General features: G+C 66.1%; 19 protein-coding genes. 11 read left to right on the forward strand and 8 right to left on the reverse strand.

Annotated elements, in window-relative coordinates; all coding sequences use genetic code 11:
• Nucleotides 1–425: 425 nt before the first annotated feature.
• Genes C8J36_RS15610 through mnhG form a run of 6 tightly spaced genes read left to right on the forward strand, consistent with a single transcriptional unit; the run spans nt 426 to nt 6,462 of the window.
• The gene (locus C8J36_RS15610) at nt 426–3,356 is read left to right on the forward strand and encodes a monovalent cation/H+ antiporter subunit A (protein ID WP_132536175.1); all 2,931 of its coding nucleotides are present in this window, start codon (nt 426–428) and stop codon (nt 3,354–3,356) included.
• A complete protein-coding gene (locus tag C8J36_RS15615; protein ID WP_062595924.1) occupies nt 3,356–3,697 on the forward strand; it encodes a Na+/H+ antiporter subunit C in 342 nt (113 codons plus the stop codon). The genes C8J36_RS15610 and C8J36_RS15615 overlap by 1 nt, the downstream gene beginning before the upstream one ends.
• Entirely contained in the window at nt 3,694–5,307 is a 1,614-nt protein-coding gene (locus tag C8J36_RS15620; protein WP_132536177.1) for a monovalent cation/H+ antiporter subunit D, read from the forward strand. Before C8J36_RS15615 ends, C8J36_RS15620 begins: the two co-directional genes overlap by 4 nt.
• Entirely contained in the window at nt 5,307–5,795 is a 489-nt protein-coding gene (locus C8J36_RS15625) for a Na+/H+ antiporter subunit E (protein ID WP_062595926.1), read from the forward strand. Before C8J36_RS15620 ends, C8J36_RS15625 begins: the two co-directional genes overlap by 1 nt.
• Nucleotides 5,792–6,073, forward strand: a complete 282-nt coding sequence (locus C8J36_RS15630) for a K+/H+ antiporter subunit F (RefSeq protein ID WP_062595927.1) — start codon at nt 5,792–5,794, stop codon at nt 6,071–6,073. The genes C8J36_RS15625 and C8J36_RS15630 overlap by 4 nt, the downstream gene beginning before the upstream one ends.
• On the forward strand, nt 6,070–6,462 hold the full coding sequence (mnhG, locus tag C8J36_RS15635) for a monovalent cation/H(+) antiporter subunit G (protein ID WP_132536179.1): 393 nt from the start codon (nt 6,070–6,072) through the stop codon (nt 6,460–6,462). The genes C8J36_RS15630 and mnhG overlap by 4 nt, the downstream gene beginning before the upstream one ends.
• On the opposite strand, the gene cobM is transcribed toward mnhG, so the two are convergent.
• Complete coding sequence (gene cobM, locus C8J36_RS15640) at nt 6,459–7,223, reverse strand: precorrin-4 C(11)-methyltransferase (RefSeq protein WP_132536181.1); 765 nt, start codon at nt 7,221–7,223, stop codon at nt 6,459–6,461. The genes mnhG and cobM overlap by 4 nt on opposite strands.
• Nucleotides 7,220–8,527, reverse strand: coding sequence for a precorrin-6y C5,15-methyltransferase (decarboxylating) subunit CbiE (gene cbiE / locus C8J36_RS15645; protein ID WP_132536183.1), 1,308 nt, complete (start codon nt 8,525–8,527; stop codon nt 7,220–7,222). Before cbiE ends, cobM begins: the two co-directional genes overlap by 4 nt.
• On the opposite strand from cbiE, the gene C8J36_RS15650 reads away from it, so the two are divergent.
• Nucleotides 8,526–9,290, forward strand: coding sequence for a cobalt-precorrin-6A reductase (locus C8J36_RS15650; RefSeq protein WP_132536185.1), 765 nt, complete (start codon nt 8,526–8,528; stop codon nt 9,288–9,290). The genes cbiE and C8J36_RS15650 overlap by 2 nt on opposite strands.
• Here C8J36_RS15650 and C8J36_RS15655 read toward each other — a convergent pair.
• From C8J36_RS15655 to cobF, 5 genes are all read right to left on the reverse strand, one after another.
• Complete coding sequence (locus C8J36_RS15655) at nt 9,254–10,018, reverse strand: precorrin-3B C(17)-methyltransferase (protein ID WP_132536187.1); 765 nt, start codon at nt 10,016–10,018, stop codon at nt 9,254–9,256. The genes C8J36_RS15650 and C8J36_RS15655 overlap by 37 nt on opposite strands.
• Nucleotides 10,015–10,827 (reverse strand): precorrin-2 C(20)-methyltransferase, encoded by an 813-nt coding sequence (locus C8J36_RS15660; protein ID WP_132536334.1) that lies wholly within the window; start codon nt 10,825–10,827, stop codon nt 10,015–10,017. The genes C8J36_RS15655 and C8J36_RS15660 overlap by 4 nt, the downstream gene beginning before the upstream one ends.
• Nucleotides 10,828–10,877: 50 nt before the next feature.
• Nucleotides 10,878–11,510, reverse strand: a complete 633-nt coding sequence (locus C8J36_RS15665) for a precorrin-8X methylmutase (RefSeq protein WP_132536189.1) — start codon at nt 11,508–11,510, stop codon at nt 10,878–10,880.
• Nucleotides 11,497–12,882: a precorrin-3B synthase gene (gene cobG / locus C8J36_RS15670; RefSeq protein WP_207897515.1), complete on the reverse strand. Its 1,386-nt coding sequence runs from the start codon at nt 12,880–12,882 to the stop codon at nt 11,497–11,499. The genes C8J36_RS15665 and cobG overlap by 14 nt, the downstream gene beginning before the upstream one ends.
• A 91-nt stretch (nt 12,883–12,973) precedes the next feature.
• Nucleotides 12,974–13,750, reverse strand: a complete 777-nt coding sequence (gene cobF, locus C8J36_RS15675; protein WP_132536193.1) for a precorrin-6A synthase (deacetylating) — start codon at nt 13,748–13,750, stop codon at nt 12,974–12,976.
• A 270-nt stretch (nt 13,751–14,020) separates the two neighbouring features.
• Between cobF and C8J36_RS15680 the strand changes: the two genes are divergently transcribed.
• The 3 genes from C8J36_RS15680 to C8J36_RS15690 all read left to right on the forward strand — a co-directional run bounded on the left by C8J36_RS15680 (nt 14,021) and on the right by C8J36_RS15690 (nt 18,257).
• Nucleotides 14,021–15,820, forward strand: a complete 1,800-nt coding sequence (locus tag C8J36_RS15680) for a type I secretion system permease/ATPase (RefSeq protein ID WP_132536195.1) — start codon at nt 14,021–14,023, stop codon at nt 15,818–15,820.
• A complete protein-coding gene (locus C8J36_RS15685; RefSeq protein ID WP_062595935.1) occupies nt 15,817–17,145 on the forward strand; it encodes an HlyD family type I secretion periplasmic adaptor subunit in 1,329 nt (442 codons plus the stop codon). Before C8J36_RS15680 ends, C8J36_RS15685 begins: the two co-directional genes overlap by 4 nt.
• A gap of 215 nt (nt 17,146–17,360) precedes the next feature.
• On the forward strand, nt 17,361–18,257 hold the full coding sequence (locus tag C8J36_RS15690) for a DMT family transporter (RefSeq protein WP_132536197.1): 897 nt from the start codon (nt 17,361–17,363) through the stop codon (nt 18,255–18,257).
• 20 nt (nt 18,258–18,277) lie between these two features.
• Here the strand turns inward: C8J36_RS15690 and ung are convergent, their stop codons facing one another.
• Nucleotides 18,278–18,964 carry a uracil-DNA glycosylase gene (ung, locus tag C8J36_RS15695; RefSeq protein WP_132536199.1) on the reverse strand — a complete coding sequence of 229 codons (687 nt, stop codon included), beginning with the start codon at nt 18,962–18,964 and terminating at the stop codon, nt 18,278–18,280.
• Nucleotides 18,965–19,173: 209 nt separating this feature from the next.
• Between ung and modA the strand changes: the two genes are divergently transcribed.
• Nucleotides 19,174–19,929 carry a molybdate ABC transporter substrate-binding protein gene (modA, locus tag C8J36_RS15700; RefSeq protein ID WP_245506581.1) on the forward strand — a complete coding sequence of 252 codons (756 nt, stop codon included), beginning with the start codon at nt 19,174–19,176 and terminating at the stop codon, nt 19,927–19,929.
• The last annotated feature ends 27 nt before the right edge of the window (nt 19,930–19,956 follow it).

The raw sequence follows: 19,956 nt of genomic DNA on the forward strand, positions 1-19,956 counted from the left end.
CGAGACGAACAAGGTGAGACGCACCGGAGAGCCCTCTCCGGTGCGTCTTGCGTTTTGGGGAAGCGAAACGAGATCGCCGCCGGCTGAATCGTCATCCACGCCATCGACACGGCCCAGATGCGCCGAGATCACGAGCGGGTAACAGGATGTTTTCTTGGTCTTCCCGTCCATGAGGCGTTAGGGCAGTCGGACCATCCGCCGAAAACACCGATGATGTTCATAAGACAAACTGGAAAAACGACAGGCGGTGTCTATTTGCCACTTTCGCGGGTTGGCTTCACGGCGGAATACCGGCATAAATTTCGGCATGTCGCGCAGTGTTCGTCCGCGCAGACCCTTCAAGCCGCTCGGCCCCTGAAGACGTCGTGAGGCCCTCGCAAGGGGCTGTCGCGGAAAGCTGACGTCGTAACGATCAGACTGGGGAAATGACCATAGAGATCGCGCAAAACCTGCTGCTCTTGCTCGTGCTCACACCGTTCGTGGGAAGCCTTATCGCAATCAGCCTGCCGAGCGATCGAAGCTCGCTGGCGGCTTGGCTCTCGGGCTCCGTCGCCTTCCTCTGCCTGGCGATCACCACATCGCTCTACGTCTTCGTGATCGAAGGCCGGGTGCTGCGCTACGATGTCGCCTGGATCCCGCAATACGGGCTGAACTTCACGCTGCGCATGGACGGTTTCTCCTGGCTTTTCTCGGCCCTGATCAGCGCGATCGCGCTCATGGTCGTGGTCTATGCGCGCTACTACATGTCGGCAGAAGATCCGGTCCCGCGCTTCTTCTCCCTGTTCCTGGCCTTCATGGGCGCGATGCTCGGCCTCGTGCTCTCGGGCAATCTCATCCTGCTCTCGATCTTCTGGGAATTGACGAGCATCATCTCCTTCCTGCTGATCGGCTACTGGTATCACAACGCCAATGCACGCGACGGCGCCCGCATGGCCCTGACCGTGACCGGTACGGGCGGTCTCAGCCTGTTCGTCGGCCTGCTGCTGGTCGGCCATGTCGTCGGCAGTTACGATCTCGATGTGGTGCTCGCCTCCGGCGACACGATCCGCAACCACCCCCTCTACCTGCCGATCCTCGTGCTGGTGCTGATGGGGGCGCTGACCAAGAGCGCACAGTTCCCCTTCCACTTCTGGTTGCCGCATGCCATGGCGGCCCCGACGCCCGTTTCGGCCTTTCTGCATTCGGCAACGCTGGTCAAGGCCGGCGTCTTCCTCCTCACCCGCTTCTGGCCGGTCATGGCAGGCACCGATGCCTGGTTCTGGCTGGTCGGCCTCGCGGGCCTCTCGACCTTGCTCCTCAGCGCCTATTTCGCCATCTTCCAGCAGGATCTCAAAGGTCTGCTGGCCTATTCCACGATCAGCCATCTCGGCCTTATCACGGTTCTTTTGAGCCTCGGCAGTCCGCTGGCCGCCGTGGCTGCGATCTTCCACACCATGAACCACGCGATCTTCAAGGCGTCGCTCTTCATGGCCGCCGGCATCATCGACCACGAGACCGGGACCCGCGACATGCGGCGTTTGAGCGGGCTGTTCAAATACATGCCGATAACCGCCACGCTTGCCATGGTCGCGAGCGCGTCCATGGCGGGCGTGCCCTTGCTCAACGGCTTTCTCTCCAAAGAAATGTTCTTTGCGGAGGCCATCGAAACCCATCGCATCAACCTGCTCGACACGCTGACGCCCTATGTCGCCACGCTGGCGAGCCTCTTTGCGGTCACCTATTCCTTGCGCTTCATCTACGCCGTCTTCTTCGGCCCAAAGCCGCACGATCTGCCGAGCGAACCGCACGAGCCGCCGCACTGGATGATCGCGCCGATCGGTTTCCTCGTGCTGGCCTGTCTGGTGATCGGCATCGTGCCGAGCCTCACCATCGGGCCGTTGCTGCACACGGCCGTGGTCTCCGTTCTGCGCGATGCGACGCCGGTCTACAGCCTTGCCGTCTGGCATGGGTGGAACCTGCCCTTCTTCATGAGCCTTTTCGCGCTCGTGGCTGGCATTCTGCTCTACGTCGTCATGCGCCCCTACCTCGCCACCAGCGTCGAGGGGCCGCCTTATTTCCGCCGGCTGCAGGGCCAGCGCATCTTCGAGCGCATTCTCGTCACCCTTTCCTGGAAATGGGCCCGCATGGTGGAGATGAAGGCCGGCACGCGGCGGCTTCAGCCCCAGATGCGCCTGCTCGTCTTTGCGGCCATCGCCGCTGCGGCGACGCCGCTTCTCTGGGGTCGCTTCCAGCCGGCCGACATCGTCTTCCGCGGCATCGATCCGGTCTTTGCCATCCTGTGGCTGATCGGCATGGCCTGCGCGATCGGCGCCGCCTATCAGGCGAAGTTCCACCGTCTTGCCGCGCTCGTCCTTCTCGGCGGTGCCGGCCTCGTCACCTGCATTACCTTCGTCTGGCTGTCGGCACCAGATCTTGCCTTGACCCAGCTTCTCGTCGAGATCGTCACCACGGTTCTCATTCTGCTCGGGCTGCGCTGGCTTCCCAAGCGCTTCGAGAAGCCCGATGCCGAAGCCATGTCCATCGGCGTGCGTATCCGCCGTCTCCGCGACCTCGTCATTGCGGTCACCGCCGGCGTCGGCCTGATGCTGATCTCCTACACGGTGATGACCCGGCCGATGCCGGAGACGATCTCCAGCTATTTCCTGGAGCGCGCCTATTCCGAAGGCGGCGGCACCAATGTCGTCAACGTGATCCTCGTCGATTTCCGCGGCTTCGATACGTTCGGCGAAATCGCCGTTCTCGCCATCGTCGCGCTCACCGTGTTCTCCCTGCTCCTGCGCTTCCGTCCGGCGGCCGAGAGCCTGGAGCGACCCGAGCAGCAGCGCGTCCAGAACGCGTTCGACGCGCGCCATCCGGAGCGCGAGTCCGGCGAGAGCGTGGCGGAATATCTCCACATCCCCTCGGTGATCATGCGCTGGCTTTTCCCCGTCATCGGCATGTTCGCAGCCTTCCTGTTCTTCCGCGGCCATGACCTGCCGGGCGGCGGCTTTGCAGCGGGCATCGCGCTCTCCATCGCCTTCATCCTGCAATATATGAGCAGCGGCACGCGATGGGTCGAGGAGCGCCTGCGCATCCATCCGCTACGCTGGATGAGCATCGGCATCCTCGTCGCCACCGCCACCGGATTGGGCTCCTGGATCTTCGGTTATCCCTTCCTCACCACCCATTCGCGCTATGCCGATCTGCCGCTGATCGGCGAGATACCGCTCGCAAGCGCCATCCTCTTCGATCTCGGCGTCTTCTCGCTGGTGACCGGCGCCACGGTGCTGATCCTCATTGCGCTCGCCCACCAGTCCGTCCGCTCGCCGCGCGCCCATATGCGCAGCGTCCGCCTGTCGACAAAGGAGAAGAGCTGATGGAACTCGTTCTGTCCGTCGGCATCGGCGTGTTCGCAGGGTCGGGCATCTGGCTCCTTTTCCGGCCGCGCACCTATCAGGTCGTCGTCGGGCTGGCGCTGTTGTCCTATGCGGTCAACCTGTTCATCTTCGGCATGGGCCGCCTGCGCCTCAATGCGCCGCCGGTGCTGGAAAAAGGCGTCGCCGGCGGCTTCCTCACCCATACCGATCCGCTGCCGCAAGCCCTCGTCCTCACCGCCATCGTCATCGGCTTCGCCATGACGGCGCTGTTTCTCGTGGTGCTGCTCGCCTCGCGCGGCTTTACCGGCAACGACCATGTGGACGGGAGAGAGGGACGATGAACTGGGTCGGTCACCTGATCATCCTGCCGATCCTCCTGCCCTTCGTGACGGCGGCGGCGCTGATCCCGCTCGACGAGCGGCGCAGATCGCTCAAGGGCGCCCTGAGCTTCGGTGCGACGCTCCTTATGCTCCTGACGGGCGGCGCCCTGATGATCGCCTCCGCGAATGCGCAGGATAACGCCTCGCTCGTCTACCAGCTCGGCAACTGGGCTGCCCCCTACGGCATCGTCCTGGTGGTCGATCGCCTGTCGGCGATGATGATCACGCTCTCGACGCTGATGGCGCTTTGTGCCCAGATGTTCTCCATGGCGCGGTGGCACAAGGCCGGCCCGCATTTCCACACGCTGTTCCAGTTCATGCTGGTCGGAATCAACGGCGCCTTTCTGACCGGCGACCTGTTCAACCTGTTCGTTTTCTTCGAGATCATGCTGGCCGCATCCTATGGCCTCATGCTGCACGGTTCGGGGCCAGTGCGGGTCAAGGCGGGTCTGCATTACATCGCCATCAACCTTGCCGCGTCATCGCTGTTTCTGATCGGCGTCAGCCTGATCTACGGTTCGACCGGGACGCTCAACATGGCCGATCTCGCGCTGCGCATCCCGGATCTGAGTGCCGAAAACCGCATGCTGCTGGAGGCCGGCGCGGCCGTGCTCGGCATCGCCTTCCTCGTCAAGGCGGGCATGTGGCCGCTCGGCTTCTGGCTGCCCCAGGCCTATTCCGCAGCGACGCCGCCCGTGGCGGCGATGTTTGCCATCCTGACCAAGGTCGGCGTCTATATCCTGCTCCGGCTCTCCCTTCTGCTGTTCGGCAGCGGTGCCGGACCATCGACGGGCTTCGGACAGGGCATTCTGCTCTATGGCGGCCTCCTCACCGTCCTCTTCGGCACCATCGGCGTCATGGCATCGCAGGCGATGGGCCGGCTTGCGAGCTATTATGTGCTGATCTCGTCGGGATCGCTGATGGCCGCCATCGGTCTCGGCATCACGGGCGTCATCCCCGGCACGCTGTTCTACCTGATCTCGTCCACGCTCGGCATCTGTGCCTTCTTCCTGCTCATCGAACTCGTGGAGCGCGCCCGGGACGCGGGCGCCGACGTTCTCGCGGTCACCATGGAAGCCTATGGCGACGGCGATGACGAGGAGGTCGCCAAAGAGGTCGGCGCGGCCGTACCCGGCACCATGGCCGTGCTCGGCGCATGCTTCGTCGCCTGCACCATGCTGATGGCCGGCCTGCCGCCCTTGTCGGGCTTCGTCGCCAAGTTCGCGATCCTTCACGGGCTCTTTTCCGGCCTTGCCGAAAATTCAGCCGTCACCGGCGCGCAGTGGACCTTCGTGGCGCTGCTGATCGTGTCCGGCCTTGCGGCGCTGATCGCGCTCAACCGGGTCGGCATCCGCACCTTCTGGAATTCGATCGAAGGCACCGTTCCCCGCGTCCGGCTGATCGAGATCACGCCGGTGCTCGCGCTTCTCGCCGCCTGCGGTTTCCTGACGCTCCAGTCCGGCCCGGCGCTCCGCTATCTCCAGGATACGGCAACCGCCCTGTCGCAGCCGCAGATCTATATCGGCAGCGTGCGCGATGCGGTGCCGGTCGTGTCGCACGGAGGATCGTGATGCGCTACTGGTTTCCCTACCCGGTTCTCTCGCTCCTGCTTTTGGGATTCTGGCTGCTCGTCAACCAGTCAGTGTCGCCGGGACAGATCCTCCTCGGCACGATCCTGTCCGTTTCGCTCTCCTGGGCGATGGTCAATCTGGAACCGAGCAAACCGCGCCTGCGCCGGCCGGGTGCTGCCTTTCGCCTCGCCGGATCCGTCATCAAGGACATCGCACAATCCAACCTCGCCGTTCTCGGCGCCGTTCTGTCGCGCCGGAAGCCGCCCGTGCAGTCCGCCTTCGTCATGGTGGAACTGCAGCTGCAGGACGACAATGCCATCGCGCTGCTCGCCTGCATCCTGACGACCACGCCCGGCACCGCCTGGCTCGAATATGATCGCCAGACCCGCATGCTCCTCATTCACGTGCTCGATACGGCCGACGGCAAGGACTGGCAGTCCATCGTGACCCATCGTTACGAGCGGCTTCTCAAGGAGATCTTCGAATGACCGAACTTCTCATCATCTGGTCCGTGCTGGTCTCGCAGATCATGATCGCTCTGGCCATGGTTTGCGCGCTTTACCGCGTCGCCAAGGGCCCCCGGGCGCAGGATCGCATTCTCGGCCTCGATACGGTCTACATCACCGCCATGCTGCTGCTTCTGACCTTCGGCATCCGCACGGCCAACGTGCTCTATTTCGAAGCGGCACTGACGATCGCCTTGCTCGGCTTCGTCTCGACCATCGCTTTCGCCAAGTTCCTGATGCGCGGCGAGGTGATCGAATGACGTTCCTGGTCGATCTGCCCGTCTGGGCGGCCATTCCTGTCTGCCTGCTCCTGCTCTCGGGCTCGGCGCTCACGCTGGCCGGCGCCATCGGCCTCGTCCGTTTCCAGAGCTTCTACGAGCGCCTGCACGCGCCGACGCTCTGCACCAGCGGCGGCGTGCTTCTGATCGCCCTGTCCTCGATGATCGCCTTCGGCGTGCTCCAGAACCGCTGGATCGTCCACGAGGTGCTGATCGTGGTCTTCATGACCGTCACGACGCCGGTCACGCTGATGCTGCTCGGCCAGTCCGCGCTCTACCGCGATCGCGCCGAAAAGAGCGCGGACGTCCCGCGCAAGACGGAAACCGCGAAGGCCGATCCGGGCATCGATATTTCCGGCAACGACATCTAAAGTCCGTCGCGGCCACGGAACCGGCGCTGATAGCCCGCATCGTAGAGTGCGCTCTCGCGGAACCCGTCCGCCGTCAGCGTCCGCCCGACGAAGATCAGCGCCGTCCGCTCGATCGGGCTTTCGGCCACCCGCGCCTCGATATCGCGCAACGTGCCGCGCACCACACGCTCGTCCGGCCAGGACGCCTTGACGACGATGGCGACCGGGCAATCGGCGCCGTAGAGCGGCGTCAGCTCCGCAACGATCTGCGGCAGAGCGTGGATGGCGAGGTGAATGGCCAGCGTCGCCCCGGTCGCGCCGAAATTGGCGAGCGTCTCCGCATTCGGCATGGGCGAGGCCCGGCCGGAAACGCGGGTCAGCACGAGACTCTGTGCCAGCGCCGGCAGGGTCAGCTCGCGCCCGAGCGCCGCCGCCGCCGCCGCGAAGGCCGGCACGCCCGGTGTCATCGTATAGGCGATGCCGCGCGCCTCCAGCCGCCGCACCTGCTCGGCGACGGCGCTCCAGACGGAGAGGTCGCCGGAATGCAGCCGCGCAACGTCTTCGCCTTCGGCATCCGCCCGCACGTATTCCGCCTCGATCTCATCGAGCGACAGGGGAGCCGTGTCCACGATGCGGGCGCCGGGTGGGCAATAGGCGAGCAGGTCGCGCGAGACGATGGAGCCGGCAAACAGGCAGACCGGGGAGGCTGCGATCAGATCGCGCCCGCGCACGGTGATGAGGTCGGCAGCACCCGGACCGGCACCGATGAAATGAACCGTCACGCCGGCACTCCTTGCATGTTCCCAAGATCTTCGCCGTCACGATCCGGCGCATCCGCCAGCGGTTTCGTGAAAGCCCATTGCATCACCGGCATGGCGGGCCGCCAGCCGGTCATCGTGCCCACAGGCGCCGCACGCGCAATGTCGATCCGCGTCAGGCTTCCCCCGCTCTCGGCATGGCAGGCGAGCAGAACCGCCTCCATCTCCGTCGTCACGGCATTGGCAACCAGCCGCCCGCCCGGCCGCAACGCTGCCAGCGCCGCTGCCATCACGCCCGGCGCGCTCCCGCCGCCGCCGACAAAGATCGCATCCGGCCTGCGTTGGCCCGCAAGGCTCGCCAGCACCTCCGGCGCCTTGCCCTCGACGACGCGCAGGCTTGGTACGCCTAAGGCGCGCGCATTGCGCCCAATCCGCGTCGCCCGCTCCGGATGCGCCTCGATGGCAATGGCCTCAAGCGAGGGATCGGCCAGCATCCACTCGATCGCGATCGACCCGGCACCCGCACCGATATCCCAAAGCCATTCGCCGCGCCGGGGAGACAGCGCCGAGAGCGTCAGCGCCCGAACCTCCCGCTTGGTGATCTGCCCATCATGCTCGAAAAGATCGTCGGCGAGCCCCGGCGAAAGAGCCAGAATGCGCGCCTCGGCACCCGCGATCACCTCGATGGCGCAGACGTTGAGCGAATGGCAGTCGGCAAGATCGAACCGGGCCGCCGTCTGCCGCGTCACCCGCTCCTGCGGCCCGCCCATGGCTTCGAGCACGATGAAGCCGGAGGCGCCAAAACCGCTGTCGCGCAAGAGGGAAGCGACCGCTCCCGGCCCATCCCCGTCGGACGTCAGCGCCAGAATGCGCGTTCCCGCATGCAGATGCGGGCGGAGGAGATCGAGCGGCCGGCCGTGCAGCGAGAGGCAGACGACATCCTGCAACGCCCAGCCGAGCCGAGCCGCGGCAAGGCTGAAGGCCGAAGGTGCGGGCAGGACGCGCATCTGCGCCGGATCGATGCGCCGCGACAGGGTAACGCCGACACCATGGAAGAAGGGATCGCCCGAGGCGAGCACGACGACCGGCATGCCGGCCATCGCCACCACGACATCGATGGCCGTTTCGAACGGGCTCGACCAGGGGCAGCTTTCGCCCGTGATCAGCGATGCTGCGAGCGCGAGATGCCGCGCGCCGCCGAAGACGAGCCGCGCGGATGCGATCGCCTGCTTGGCCTCATCGCCGAGACCCGCTAGACCGTCTTCTCCCAGGCCGACGATCGTCAGCCAGGGTTTTGCCGTCAGGGAAGCGTTTTCGCCGTCACGCATGGGCCTTCATATCCTTATTCTCGGTGGCACCACGGAAGCCCGCGCGCTGGCCGGCGCGCTTGCGGGCACGCGGCACGATGTGGTGCTGTCGCTGGCCGGCCGCACGCGCGCGCCGATGGCACAGCCCGTCCCGACCCGCATCGGCGGTTTCGGCGGCGCCGACGGCCTGGCGCGCACCCTGCGAACCGAAGGCTTCGATCTCCTGATCGACGCGACGCATCCCTTCGCCACGCGTATTTCCGACAATGCCGCGAAAGCCTCTCTTGAAACCGGCATCCCCGCCTTCGCCTTTCGTCGTCCGAGCTGGCAGCGCCAGCCGGGCGACCTCTGGACCTGCATCGATCATGTGCATGCCGCCGTCGCAGCACTGGGCGCGTCGCCACGACGCGTCCTGCTTGCGATCGGCCGGCAGGAAGCGGCGGTGTTCGAAGCCGCACCGCAGCACGCCTATCTCGTTCGGAGCGTCGATCCTGTCGAGCCGCCCCTTGCCCTGCCCGATGTCGGCTACATCCTTGCGACCGGACCGTTCGATGCGGCCGAGGAACATGCCCTGCTCGTCGAACACCGGATCGATTGCATCGTCGCCAAAAACAGCGGCGGCAGCGCCACCTATGGCAAGATCGCCGCAGCCAGAGCGCTGCAGATCCCGGTGATCCTGATCGAACGCGCGGCCGAGGCCGGCCTGCCCACGGTCACGACGGTAGAAGAGGCGCTTGTCCGGATCGATCACGTGGCCGCTCCGGGCAGGAAGCGCGGCGTGTAGACGAGATCGTCGCGACCGGGCCGGGCGATGATCCGCGTTTCCGGCGAGCCGATGATGACGCAGGTCGCCATGTCGGCCACGCTCGCATCGGCTTCACAGAGCGGCATGACGCGCATCCGCTCGTCGGCCCGCCCGGCGGCGCGGCCGAAAATGACGGGCGTTTGCGCCGGCAGGATCGGCCGCAACACCTCGAAGGCGGCACCGAGCTGCCAGGGCCGCGCCTTGCTGATGGGATTGTAGAGCGCAATCACGAGCCCGGCTTGCGCCACCAGGGCGAGCCGCCGCGTGATGATCTCCCAGGGTTTCAGATTGTCCGACAGCGAGATGGCGCAGAAGTCGTGCCCGAGCGGCGCGCCGATCCGGGCCGCGACCGCCAGCATGGCCGTCACGCCGGGCGTCACGCGGAAATCGATGTCGCGCCAGAGGGCCGGCCCATGGTCGATCGCTTCGCAGACGGCCGCCGCCATCGCGAACACGCCGGGATCGCCGCCCGAGACCACGCAGACGTCGGCGCCCTGTGCGGCATGATCGAGCGCCGCCTTGGCACGATCCAGCTCCTCGCGATTGTCGGAGGCGACCCGCTTCTGGTCGGGGCGCAGCGACAGACGGTCGAGATAGGGTCCGTAGCCGAAGAAATGGCTGGCGGCGGCGATGGCCTCGAGGGCTTCCGGTGTCGTCTGCCGCGGATCGCCCGGCCCGGTCCCGACGATGGTCAGACGGCCGCTCATGCGGCGGGGTCCTTCATGCGGCCGCTCCAGCCGGGCACGAGCACCAGCGAAAAATACGGCGCGTCATCGGTCGGTTTGTCGGCCAGCGGCGTCATCGCCGCATTCGCCATCGTCCCCCGCTCGACATAGACGGCATCGTCAAGCTTGCCGGACGCGGCAAGCGCACGGCGGATTTTTGGCAGATTGCGCCCGACCTTCATGATCACGGCCGCCTGCGTATCGCCGAGCCTGCGGCAAAGCTCCGCCTCGTCCATGGTGCCGGGCAGGACGGACAGCACATCGTCGCCCTGTACGATAGGCAGGCCGGCGAGCGACCAGCAGCCCGACATCGCCGTGACCCCGGGCACGACCTCGGCCGCGTAGCGCCCCGCCAGCCGCACGTGCAGATGCATGTAGGAGCCGTAGAACATCGGATCGCCTTCGCTGAGAATGGCGACCGTCCGTCCCGCATCCAGATGTGCAGCGACCCTTGCGGCCGAGGCATCGTAGAAGCCGGTGATCTGGCCCTTGTAGTCGTCGTGCTCCTTGTCGATTTCGACGGTCACGGGATAATAGAGCGGCAGCTCGATACGGCCGGGCTTCAGGATGCCCTCCATCTGCCCCGGCGCAAACAGGCTGGCAATGCCGTCGGCCTTGCCGAGTCCGTCGAGAATGGTCCGTCCATTGCCGCGCCGCCCCGCCTTTGCGAAATAGGTGAGAACATCGGCCTCGGCGAGCGCCCGCACGGCCTTCAGCGTCAGGAGTTCGGGATCGCCCGGCCCCGTGCCGACGCCGATCAGCCGCCCGGCCTTGACGCCAGCAAGCGCCACCCCGCCGACGCTGATCTCGGCCGTGTCGATCTCTCCCGTGCCCGACGCTCTCACAGACCCGGCCTCGCAAGCGCATTGATGGCGGCCGCCGTGATGGCGCTGCCGCCGAGGCGGCCGCGAACGATGGCGAAAGGCACGCCGTAGGCGTGCTCGGCGAGCGCATCCTTGGACTCCGCCGCGCCGACGAAGCCGACCGGCATGCCGAGGATCGCCGCCGGCTTCGGCGCGCCGTCGCGCAGCATTTCGAGAAGATAGAACAGCGCCGTCGGCGCATTGCCGACGGCGACGACGGCACCGCCCATCCGCTCCCCCCACAACCGTAATGCCGCCGCCGACCGCGTATTGCCGATCTCGCGGGCGAGCGCCGGCGTCTCCGGTTCGCGCAGTGTGCAGATCACCTCGTTTCCGGCCGTCAGCCGCGCGCGCGTCACCCCGTTCACCACCATGAACGCATCGCAAAGAATGGGTGCGCCACGGCCAAGTGCCGTGCGTGCCGCGGTGACGAAATCGGGCGAAAAGACGAAATCCCGAGCCGCCTCCACCAGTCCGCAGGCGTGCACCATGCGCACGGCGACGTCCGCCTCCTCGGGCGAGAACCGCGAAAGGTCGGTTTCCGCCCGGATGATGGCGAAGGAACGCTCGTAGATGGCATCGCCATCGCGGATGTAGTCATAAGACGGCATGGTCAATCCCGTTGAAGCGAGCCCCGGAGAAGGCGGCAGCGATCCGCGCCGGCCCCAGCCGTTGAAGGCAGGCGGCAGCCGATTCGCCCTTCTCTAGCGTCTCCGCAACCCATTGGCCAAGCGCTGTGATGGCGCAAGGGACGTCTTCCAGCCGGTTTGTCGCCAGGAGAAGGTCTCCGGCGCGTCCGCCAAGGACGATGCCGAGCCCCGGCTGACCGTCCGAGACGGCGGCCACCAGCGTGACATCCGCGGCACGAGGCCTGGCGCAGCCCTTGGCGCAGCCGGATACATGCAGGTCGAGCGACCCATCCATCAGCACCGGCGCCTGTGCGATCAGGCGCGTCGCGGTGGCGTGGGTGTCGATGCGCCCCGAGGCACAGCCAGCCGCCCCGGCGCAGGCATCGATCCGCAGGACAGGATCGCCGGCATCGACGGCAAAACCGAGCGACCGGGCGATCGGCACGAGGGCCGCACTGTCACTTCCGGCAGGACCGACCAGCAGCAGCGCCCGACCGGGCGCCAGTCGCACCTGCGAGAAACCATAGGACAGGGCGGCAACCACCAGACGGCGAAGGACCTGTGCCTCCGCCTGCCCGAACGCTGGCGCCACGCCCCGCACGACATGCGCGCCAAGATCGAACATAGCCACCGGCGACGGCGAAGCTTTACGCCCTGCAAGCGATGAAACCGGCGCCGATGCACCATATGCCGGAAGGTCGCGCGCCCGAGCGGCGGGCCCGCACGCGGCGATCTCCGCAACGACCGCCATCGCCGCCTCGATCATCGCGTCTGCCGACCCCGAGAGACCCGTCTGTCGTCCGGCAACGAGCAGATGCCATGAAGCCCCGCCTTCAATGGCGGTGGCCTTGAGCCGGATGTCGGCCGCGACACCATCGAGATGCAGCCGCCCGCCGCCATCCACGACGATCGCCAGCTTCGGTGCAAGATCAAAACCGCTGTCGCGAACGCGTGCGGAAAGCGTGCCGGCGACCGGGCGCGCATCGGCGATTTCCGTCGGGTCGAGCCCCGCGAGCGGCGGCGTTTCCACAGCGATGCCTTCGCAGGACACGATGCCTGCGCGCGCGATGGCCGCGGACAGGGGCGCAACCGTTTCCCCCCGGAGCCCGCGGATCTGCAAATTGCCCCGCGCGGTGATATCGAGCCTGCCGGTGCCGAACGCGTCGGCCGCATCCAGAAGCGCCAGGAACGCCTCCGCCGTGAAGACGCCGGACGCAGGACGCAGCCGTGCGAGCAGTCCGTCGCCGGTCTGCATGGGGCTCGCGAGCGTCGGGCAGGCACCCCGCCGCAGCGCCGGCGGCGCGCCTTGCGCCACTGTCGTCTCACCCTTGCTGCGCATTGCTGTTCCGGCCATCGTCATGTCAGCGCCCTTCGATCAGCCGTCATACAGCATGCGGCAAGGGCCGTGCAAATCCGGGCCGCCGCGGCTCTCGCTGCAGCCTGTCTCAACGCTGTGCCGTCAATTCCCGTGCAGGCGCGCGCAGCAGATAGATATCCATGATCCAGCCGTGCCGTGCCCGCGCCTCCGCACGCGCGGCGACGATCGTCGCGCGCACCGCGCCGAGCCGTCCGGCGATCGTGATCTCCTGCGGCAGACCGAGATAGGCGCCCCAGAAGATCTCGGTCTCCTCGTCTTCCACCGCCAGGAAAGCCTCTTCGCCATCCAGCATCACCACGGCAGCCTGGGCCGTCTCAGGGAAGATGTCGGACAGACGCCGGGCGGGCGTGATGGTGACCGGCTGGCCGATATCGTTGATCGGGATGCGATGGCGGGCGGCAAGCAGCTGGATGCTGGTGATCCCCGGCAGCACGGAAACCTCGAATGCCACGCGCCCGCCATCGCGCACCCGATCCAGAATGCGCAATGTGCTGTCGTAGAGCATGGGATCGCCCCAGACGAGGAAAGCGCCCGTTTCCCCGTCGGCCAGATGATCGAGAAAAAGCTGCTCATGGATGTCTGCGATGGCGGCATGCCAGCGATCGACGCCCTGACGATAGCCGACGCCATCCGTCTGCCGCCGCGGCACGGCGAAGTCCACGAGCCGCGCATCGGGCGCGCCATGCTGCGCGATCATGCTGCGGCGAACGTCGGCAAGCTCGGCCTTGTCCTCACCCTTCGTCGGCACGAAAATTACATGGGCGTCGCCGATCGCCCGGACGGCCTCAAGCGTCAGGTGGTCGGGATTGCCCGTTCCGATGCCGATCACCAGGATCCGTCGCATGGCTTCTCCTTCCAAGCACGTTCAGGGAGCCGCGAGGGTCCGCGGCCGTGGCCCGTTCCTATAGCGGCTGGCCCGAGGAAACGTGAAATGCTAAAATTCGTCGAAAATTGCGTTTGGTGATAAAATATTGACATCATCGTCTCTAATGTGACCGCGTCCAGGCAGCGCAGCGACCGGTCGTGACGGTTCTGCGCGCGGGATGGCAGGACGGCGTTGGGGGAATGCCGCGTTCTGGCGACACGACAGCTCTTGCGGGCATTTGGGGTGACGATGACACAGACCAGACATTCAGGCACGGAGCCGGCGCAGGCCCTGCGCGATTGCAAAGGCGCCTTCATCGGTGTCGCCGTCGCCAGCGCGCTCGTCAACGTGCTCTACCTCACGGGCTCGTTCTTCATGCTCGAGGTCTACGACCGCGTCCTGCCGAGCCGCAGCATCCCCACGCTGATCGCGCTCTGCATCCTCGCGCTGCTGCTCTACGCTTTCCAGGGCGCGTTCGAATGGATCCGCGGCCGCATGCTGGTGCGTATTGCCGGCGCCCTCGACGAGGCGATGACGGGGCGGATCTACCGCACGGTCGTCCGCCAGCCGCTGAAGATGCGCACGTCCGGCGACGGCCTGCAGCCGCTGCGCGATTTCGACCAGGTGCGGGCCTTCCTGTCGGGTGCGGGACCTGCGGCCTTTTTCGACCTGCCCTGGCTACCCTTCTACATCGGTATCTGCTTTCTGTTCCATCCGGTGATCGGCATCGTCTCCGTCGTCGGCTCGCTCATCCTCATCGCCCTCACCTTCCTCACCAACCGCGGAACCCAGGGCCCGTCCAAGAAAGCGTCGGAAACCGGAAATCTTCGCAACGCCTTCGCCCAGTCGTCGCAGCGCAATGCCGAAGTCATGCAGTCCATGGGCATGCTCGGCCGGATGTCGACGCTGTGGGGCGAGCGCAACGACGCCTATCGACACCACAATCTCGTCAATTCCGACGTATCGAACGGCTATGGCGCCCTGTCCAAGGTCTCGCGCATGATCCTCCAGTCGGCGGTGCTCGCCACGGGGGCGGTGCTCGTCATCGAGGGACTGGCCTCGCCCGGCATCATCATCGCAGGCTCCATTCTCACGGCGCGGGCGCTGGCGCCGGTGGAACTGGCGATCGGCAACTGGCGCTCCTTCGTCGCAGCACGCCAGAGCTGGAAGCGCCTCGGCGAGCTTCTGACCGCCCTGCCGGAGCGCGATGCGCCGCTGGAACTGCCGGTGCCGCGCGAAAAGCTGACCGCCGAAGGCATTGCCGGCGGCCCGCCCGGCGTCCAGCGCCTGACCTTTGCCGACGTTACCTTCACCCTGAAAAGCGGTAGCGCGCTCGGCATCATCGGGCCGAGTGCCTCGGGCAAGTCCTCGCTCGCCCGCGCGCTCATCGGTATCTGGCCGACCCTGCGCGGCGCCGTCCGGCTGGATGGCGCGGCGCTCGACCAGTGGGACAGCGACCGCCTGGGCAAGCATATCGGCTATCTGCCGCAGGACGTTGAACTGTTCTCGGGCACGGTGGCGCAGAACATCGCGCGTTTCGAAGAGGATGCCACACCGGCCGCCATCGTCGAGGCCGCCAAGGCCGCCCGCGTCAACGACCTCATTCTCAAACTGCCGAACGGCTACGAGACCGAGATCGGCGATGGCGGCTCGTCGCTGTCGGCCGGTCAGCGCCAGCGCGTCGCGCTTGCCCGCGCCCTTTATGGCGAGCCCTTCCTCGTCGTTCTCGACGAGCCGAATTCCAACCTCGATGCCGAAGGCGAACAGGCATTGAGCGAAGCGATCCTGGGCGTTCGGGCCCGCGGCGGCATCGTCATCGTCGTCGCCCACCGCCCGAGTGCGCTCGCGAGCGTCGATCTCGTGCTGATGATGAGCGAGGGCCGCATGCAGGCCTTCGGCCCGAAGGACGAGGTTCTGGCACAGATCCTTCGCCGGGACACGCCACGCCCGGCGGCGGCACAGCCGTTCCAGTCTCACGCCCAGGCACAATTACAGGCGCAGCCACCCACGCTGAAAGCCGTCGGCAACGGACAGGAAGCCGCATCATGAGCCCGCGCGAGACCTCCTCCCCAGTCCCCACGGCCCAGTCGCGCCGGTCCCTTTCCAAGCACATCGTGGCCGTCGGCGTCATGGCGCTGGTGCTCGTCGGCGGCATCGGAGGATGGGCCGGCACGACGGAGCTTTCCAGCGCCATCGTCGCGCCCGGCACGGTCGTGGTCGAGAACAACGTCAAGAAGATCCAGCACCTCACCGGCGGTATCGTCGGCGAACTGCGCGTGCGCGAAGGGGAAACCGTCGAGGCCGGGCAGGTTCTGGTGCGGCTCGACGGCACCACGGTGCGCGCCAATCTGTCGATCGTTCAGAACACGCTGGCCCAGCTCTATGCCCGTCGCGCCCGGATTCTCGCCGAGCAGGCCGGCGAAACCACCTTCACCGTTCCGAAGATCGTGCAGGTCGTGCCGACGGACATGGCGTCCAAGGGCTTCGAGGACAGCGAGCGGCGCCTGTTCGACAGCCGCCGCAGCGCGCTGGTCGGCATGAAGAACCAGCTCGCCTCCCGCAAGGCTCAGCTGAAGGACGAGAGCGAGGGCCAGACGGTGCAGCTGAACGCCATCGCCGACAGCCTGAAGCTGATCAGCCAGGAACTCGAAGGCGTCGACAAGCTCTATGCGCAGGGCCTCGTCTCCATGCAACGCGTCACGGCGCTGAAGCGTGACCAGGCCCAGCTCGAGGGCGACCGCGGCGCCCGCATCGCCGCCCGGGCGCAAGCCGCCGGAAAATCGAGCGAGATCGACCTGCAGATCCTCCAGCTCGACGAAGACCGCCGGACCGAGAATGCCAAGGACCTGACCGATGTCGAGGCGCGCATCGCGGAATACGAGGATCGGGGCGTCGCCGCTCTCGACCAGTTGAAACGGCTGGACATCCGCTCGCCGCTCGCCGGCCGGGTCTCGCAGTTGGCCATCCACACGGTCGATGGCGTGGTCAATCCGGGCGAGGTGCTGATGCTCGTCGTTCCCGCGACCGACACGCTGACGATCGAAGCCCGGATCGCGACCACCGACATCGACCAGATCACGTTGGGTCAGCCGGTCGAAATCCGCTTCAGCGCCTTCAACCAGCGCACGACGCCGGTCGTCCAGGGCGAGGTCGCCAATATCGCCCCGGACCAGGTGACGGACCAGCGGACGGGCGCCAGCTACTATCCGCTGCGCATTCGCCCGAAGGCCGACAGCCTCGTCGCTCTCAAGGGCCTCACGCTCTATCCGGGCATGCCGGCGGAAACCTATATCAAGATCGCCGACCGGACCGTGATCTCCTATCTCGCCAAGCCTCTGACCGAACAGATGCAGCGCACCTTCCGGGAGGACTGAGGGCCCGGGAGGACGGACGGCACGGGAGCACGGACAGCAAGAGCAGACGCCGTACAATCTGCGGCCTCGATGGGCCTGCCGTCGTTTTCGTCCTGAAATCGATACCGACTCGGGACAATATGCAGTAGGAGACGGGGATGCCCGGTCCCGGGCCATATCCCGAAGACCTGAGCGCGACCAAACGGTCTCAAGGCGAGCACGGCAAGACGACTCCGATGACATCCAAGCGCAAGGGCTATCTCTTCGTCTTCGCCGCAATCCTGATCTTCACGCTGCAGGACGCGACCTCCAAGCATATGGGCAGCCTCTATCCGCCTGTCTTCATCACGATGATCCGCTACTGGGCGTTCGCCGCCTTCGTCGTCGTCCTGGCGGCACGCTCCAGCGGCGGCCTGAAAGCCGCCGTCACCACGAAGCACCCGGTGCTTCAGGTTTTGCGCGGCCTGCTTCTGGTCAGCCAGATCGTCCTCGTCATCGCCTCCTTCGCCAGCGTCGGGCTGGCGCATTCCCAGGCGATCTTCTCGGTCGGGCCGATTTTCGTCGCGCTTCTTTCGATCGTCGTTCTCGGCGAGCGCGTCGGCTGGCGCCGCTGGACGGCGATCTTCGTCGGCCTTGTCGGCGTCATCGTGATCCTCGATCCGAACGGCGGCGAACAGGCCTCGCTGCTCATCGTTCCCGTCTCCTCGGCGCTGATCTTCGCGTTCTATGTGGTGACCACGCGCCTCGTGAGCCGCGAGGATACGGCGATGACCAGCTTCTTCTACACGGGCGCGGCCGGCGCGGTGGCCATCACGCTGGTCGGGCCGTTCTACTGGACCTGGTTTGCCCCGGTCGACTGGCTGTGGATGGCGCTCCTCTGCGTCACCGGCACGTCCAGTCACTTCTTCCTGATCAAGGCCTACGAATATCTCGATGCCTCGGAAGTGCAGCCGCTGACCTATCTGCAACTGGTGTTCGCCAGCATCATCGGCGTTTCCGTCTTCGGCGAAGTTCTCAGCGTCAACATGATCGTCGGTGCCGTCATCGTCGTGGCTGCCGGCATCTTCACGGTCTGGCGCGAAAGCGTCGTCGCCCGCCGGGCCGGCGCCCTCAAAAGCCGCCCCCCGGCCTGAGGCCGGCGCGAGCGACGGGATCAGAGCGGCGGCAGCGCCCAATCGATCGGCCGCCGCCCGTGCGCTTCCAGAAAGGCGTTGGCCTTGGAAAAGGGGCCCGTGCCGAAGAACCCGTTATGCGCCGACAGCGGTGACGGATGCGCCGAGCGCAGCACGAGATGCCGGCTCTGATCGACGAAGGCGGCCTTCTTCTGGGCGTAGGAACCCCACAGGATGAACACGACCGGCCTCGGCTGATCGTTGACGGCGCGGATGATGGCGTCGGTAAACGTCTCCCATCCCCGCTTCTGGTGGGAGGCCGCCAGCGACCGCTCCACCGTCAGCACGCTGTTGAGCAGCAGCACGCCCTGCTCCGCCCAATGTTCGAGAAACCCGTGCCGGGCCGGCGGGATTCCGAGATCGGTCTGCAGTTCCTTGTAGATATTGACGAGCGAGGGTGGAATGCGCACGCCGGGCCGCACGCTGAAGGACAGCCCATGCGCCTGGCCTTCACCATGATAGGGATCCTGCCCGAGAATGACGACGCTGACCTTGTCGAGCGGCGTCAGGTCCAGCGCCCGGAAATACTCCGATCCTCTAGGAAAGATCTGCTTTCCCGCCTGTTTCTCCGCCTGAAGGAAGCTTTTGAGCGTGCCCATATAGGCGCTGTCGAATTCCTTCGAAAGCGCCTGCTTCCAGCTCTCCTCCAGCCTGACCGTCCCGTCCATCCTGCCCGTCCCATGCCTGTTTTTGAAGGATCTCTCGTCGGGCAAACGATAGATCATCGCGCCGCCATCGCAAGAGCGGCGTCGCAATGTATTTCCGCAAACATATCGCTAGCCAACCAGCCGACGCTCGTTATATTCCTCAAGATATTTCGATTTCCGGAGAGGGTGGAACATCAATGTTACAAGCACTGAAGAGAAACGGACGAACCATGCTGGCGGTCCTGGCGCTTGCCGTTGCATCGCTTGCAACGCCGGCGGCAGCCGCGGGGAAAGTGACCGTCTTTGCCGCCGCAAGCCTCAAGAATGCGCTCGATGCCGTCAACACCGCCTGGGAGAAGCAGAGCGGCCAGGCCGTTACCACGTCCTATGCCGCCAGCTCGGCGCTCGCCAAGCAGATCGAAGCGGGCGCGCCGGCCGACATCTTCATCTCCGCCGATCTCGCCTGGATGGACTACGTTGCGGACAAGACGCTGATCCGCGCGGACAGCCGCTCGACGCTTCTCGGCAACCGTCTCGTGCTCGTGGCGCCGGCAGCAGACGCCAAGCCGATCGACATCGGCCAGGGGTTTGATCTGAAGGCGCGGCTTGCCGGCGGCAAGCTTGCCATGGGTGCCGTCGACTCGGTACCGGCCGGCAAATACGGCAAGGCGGCGCTCGAAAAGCTCGGCGTCTGGAAATCGGTCGAAAAGGATGTCGCGGGCGCCGAAAACGTTCGTGCCGCCCTGCTCCTCGTTTCCAAGGGCGAGGCCCCGCTCGGCATCGTCTACGAGACGGACGCCGCCGCCGACCCCTCGGTCAAGATCGTCGGCACCTTCCCCGAAACGTCCCACCCGCCCATCGTCTATCCGATCGCGATCCTGGCGGAGAGCAAACATCCCGACGCCGCCGCCTATCTCGATTTCGTCCGCTCGCCGGCCGCAAAACCTCTCTTCGAGGCGCAAGGCTTTACCGTTCTCGGCAAATAGGAGAAGGCTAGGCAGGCGCAGACAGTC

The organism is Rhizobium sp. PP-F2F-G48, assembly GCF_004342335.1.
Lineage (GTDB): Bacteria > Pseudomonadota > Alphaproteobacteria > Rhizobiales > Rhizobiaceae > Ferranicluibacter.

What these genes read in the sequence shown, in the direction of transcription:
- C8J36_RS15685 (WP_062595935.1), top strand. Translation starts at nt 15,817, where the DNA reads ATGAGCCCGCGCGAGACCTCCTCCCCAGTCCCCACGGCCCAGTCGCGC.
- modA (WP_245506581.1), top strand. Translation starts at nt 19,174, where the DNA reads ATGCTGGCGGTCCTGGCGCTTGCCGTTGCATCGCTTGCAACGCCGGCG.
- C8J36_RS15620 (WP_132536177.1), top strand. Translation starts at nt 3,694, where the DNA reads ATGAACTGGGTCGGTCACCTGATCATCCTGCCGATCCTCCTGCCCTTC.
- C8J36_RS15625 (WP_062595926.1), top strand. Translation starts at nt 5,307, where the DNA reads ATGCGCTACTGGTTTCCCTACCCGGTTCTCTCGCTCCTGCTTTTGGGA.
- cobG (WP_207897515.1), bottom strand. Translation starts at nt 12,882, where the DNA reads ATGGCCGGAACAGCAATGCGCAGCAAGGGTGAGACGACAGTGGCGCAA.
- mnhG (WP_132536179.1), top strand. Translation starts at nt 6,070, where the DNA reads ATGACGTTCCTGGTCGATCTGCCCGTCTGGGCGGCCATTCCTGTCTGC.
- C8J36_RS15690 (WP_132536197.1), top strand. Translation starts at nt 17,361, where the DNA reads ATGACATCCAAGCGCAAGGGCTATCTCTTCGTCTTCGCCGCAATCCTG.
- C8J36_RS15665 (WP_132536189.1), bottom strand. Translation starts at nt 11,510, where the DNA reads ATGCCGTCTTATGACTACATCCGCGATGGCGATGCCATCTACGAGCGT.
- ung (WP_132536199.1), bottom strand. Translation starts at nt 18,964, where the DNA reads ATGGACGGGACGGTCAGGCTGGAGGAGAGCTGGAAGCAGGCGCTTTCG.
- C8J36_RS15650 (WP_132536185.1), top strand. Translation starts at nt 8,526, where the DNA reads ATGGGCCTTCATATCCTTATTCTCGGTGGCACCACGGAAGCCCGCGCG.
- C8J36_RS15630 (WP_062595927.1), top strand. Translation starts at nt 5,792, where the DNA reads ATGACCGAACTTCTCATCATCTGGTCCGTGCTGGTCTCGCAGATCATG.
- C8J36_RS15615 (WP_062595924.1), top strand. Translation starts at nt 3,356, where the DNA reads ATGGAACTCGTTCTGTCCGTCGGCATCGGCGTGTTCGCAGGGTCGGGC.
- C8J36_RS15655 (WP_132536187.1), bottom strand. Translation starts at nt 10,018, where the DNA reads ATGAGCGGCCGTCTGACCATCGTCGGGACCGGGCCGGGCGATCCGCGG.
- cobF (WP_132536193.1), bottom strand. Translation starts at nt 13,750, where the DNA reads ATGCGACGGATCCTGGTGATCGGCATCGGAACGGGCAATCCCGACCAC.
- C8J36_RS15610 (WP_132536175.1), top strand. Translation starts at nt 426, where the DNA reads ATGACCATAGAGATCGCGCAAAACCTGCTGCTCTTGCTCGTGCTCACA.
- C8J36_RS15680 (WP_132536195.1), top strand. Translation starts at nt 14,021, where the DNA reads ATGACACAGACCAGACATTCAGGCACGGAGCCGGCGCAGGCCCTGCGC.
- cbiE (WP_132536183.1), bottom strand. Translation starts at nt 8,527, where the DNA reads ATGCGTGACGGCGAAAACGCTTCCCTGACGGCAAAACCCTGGCTGACG.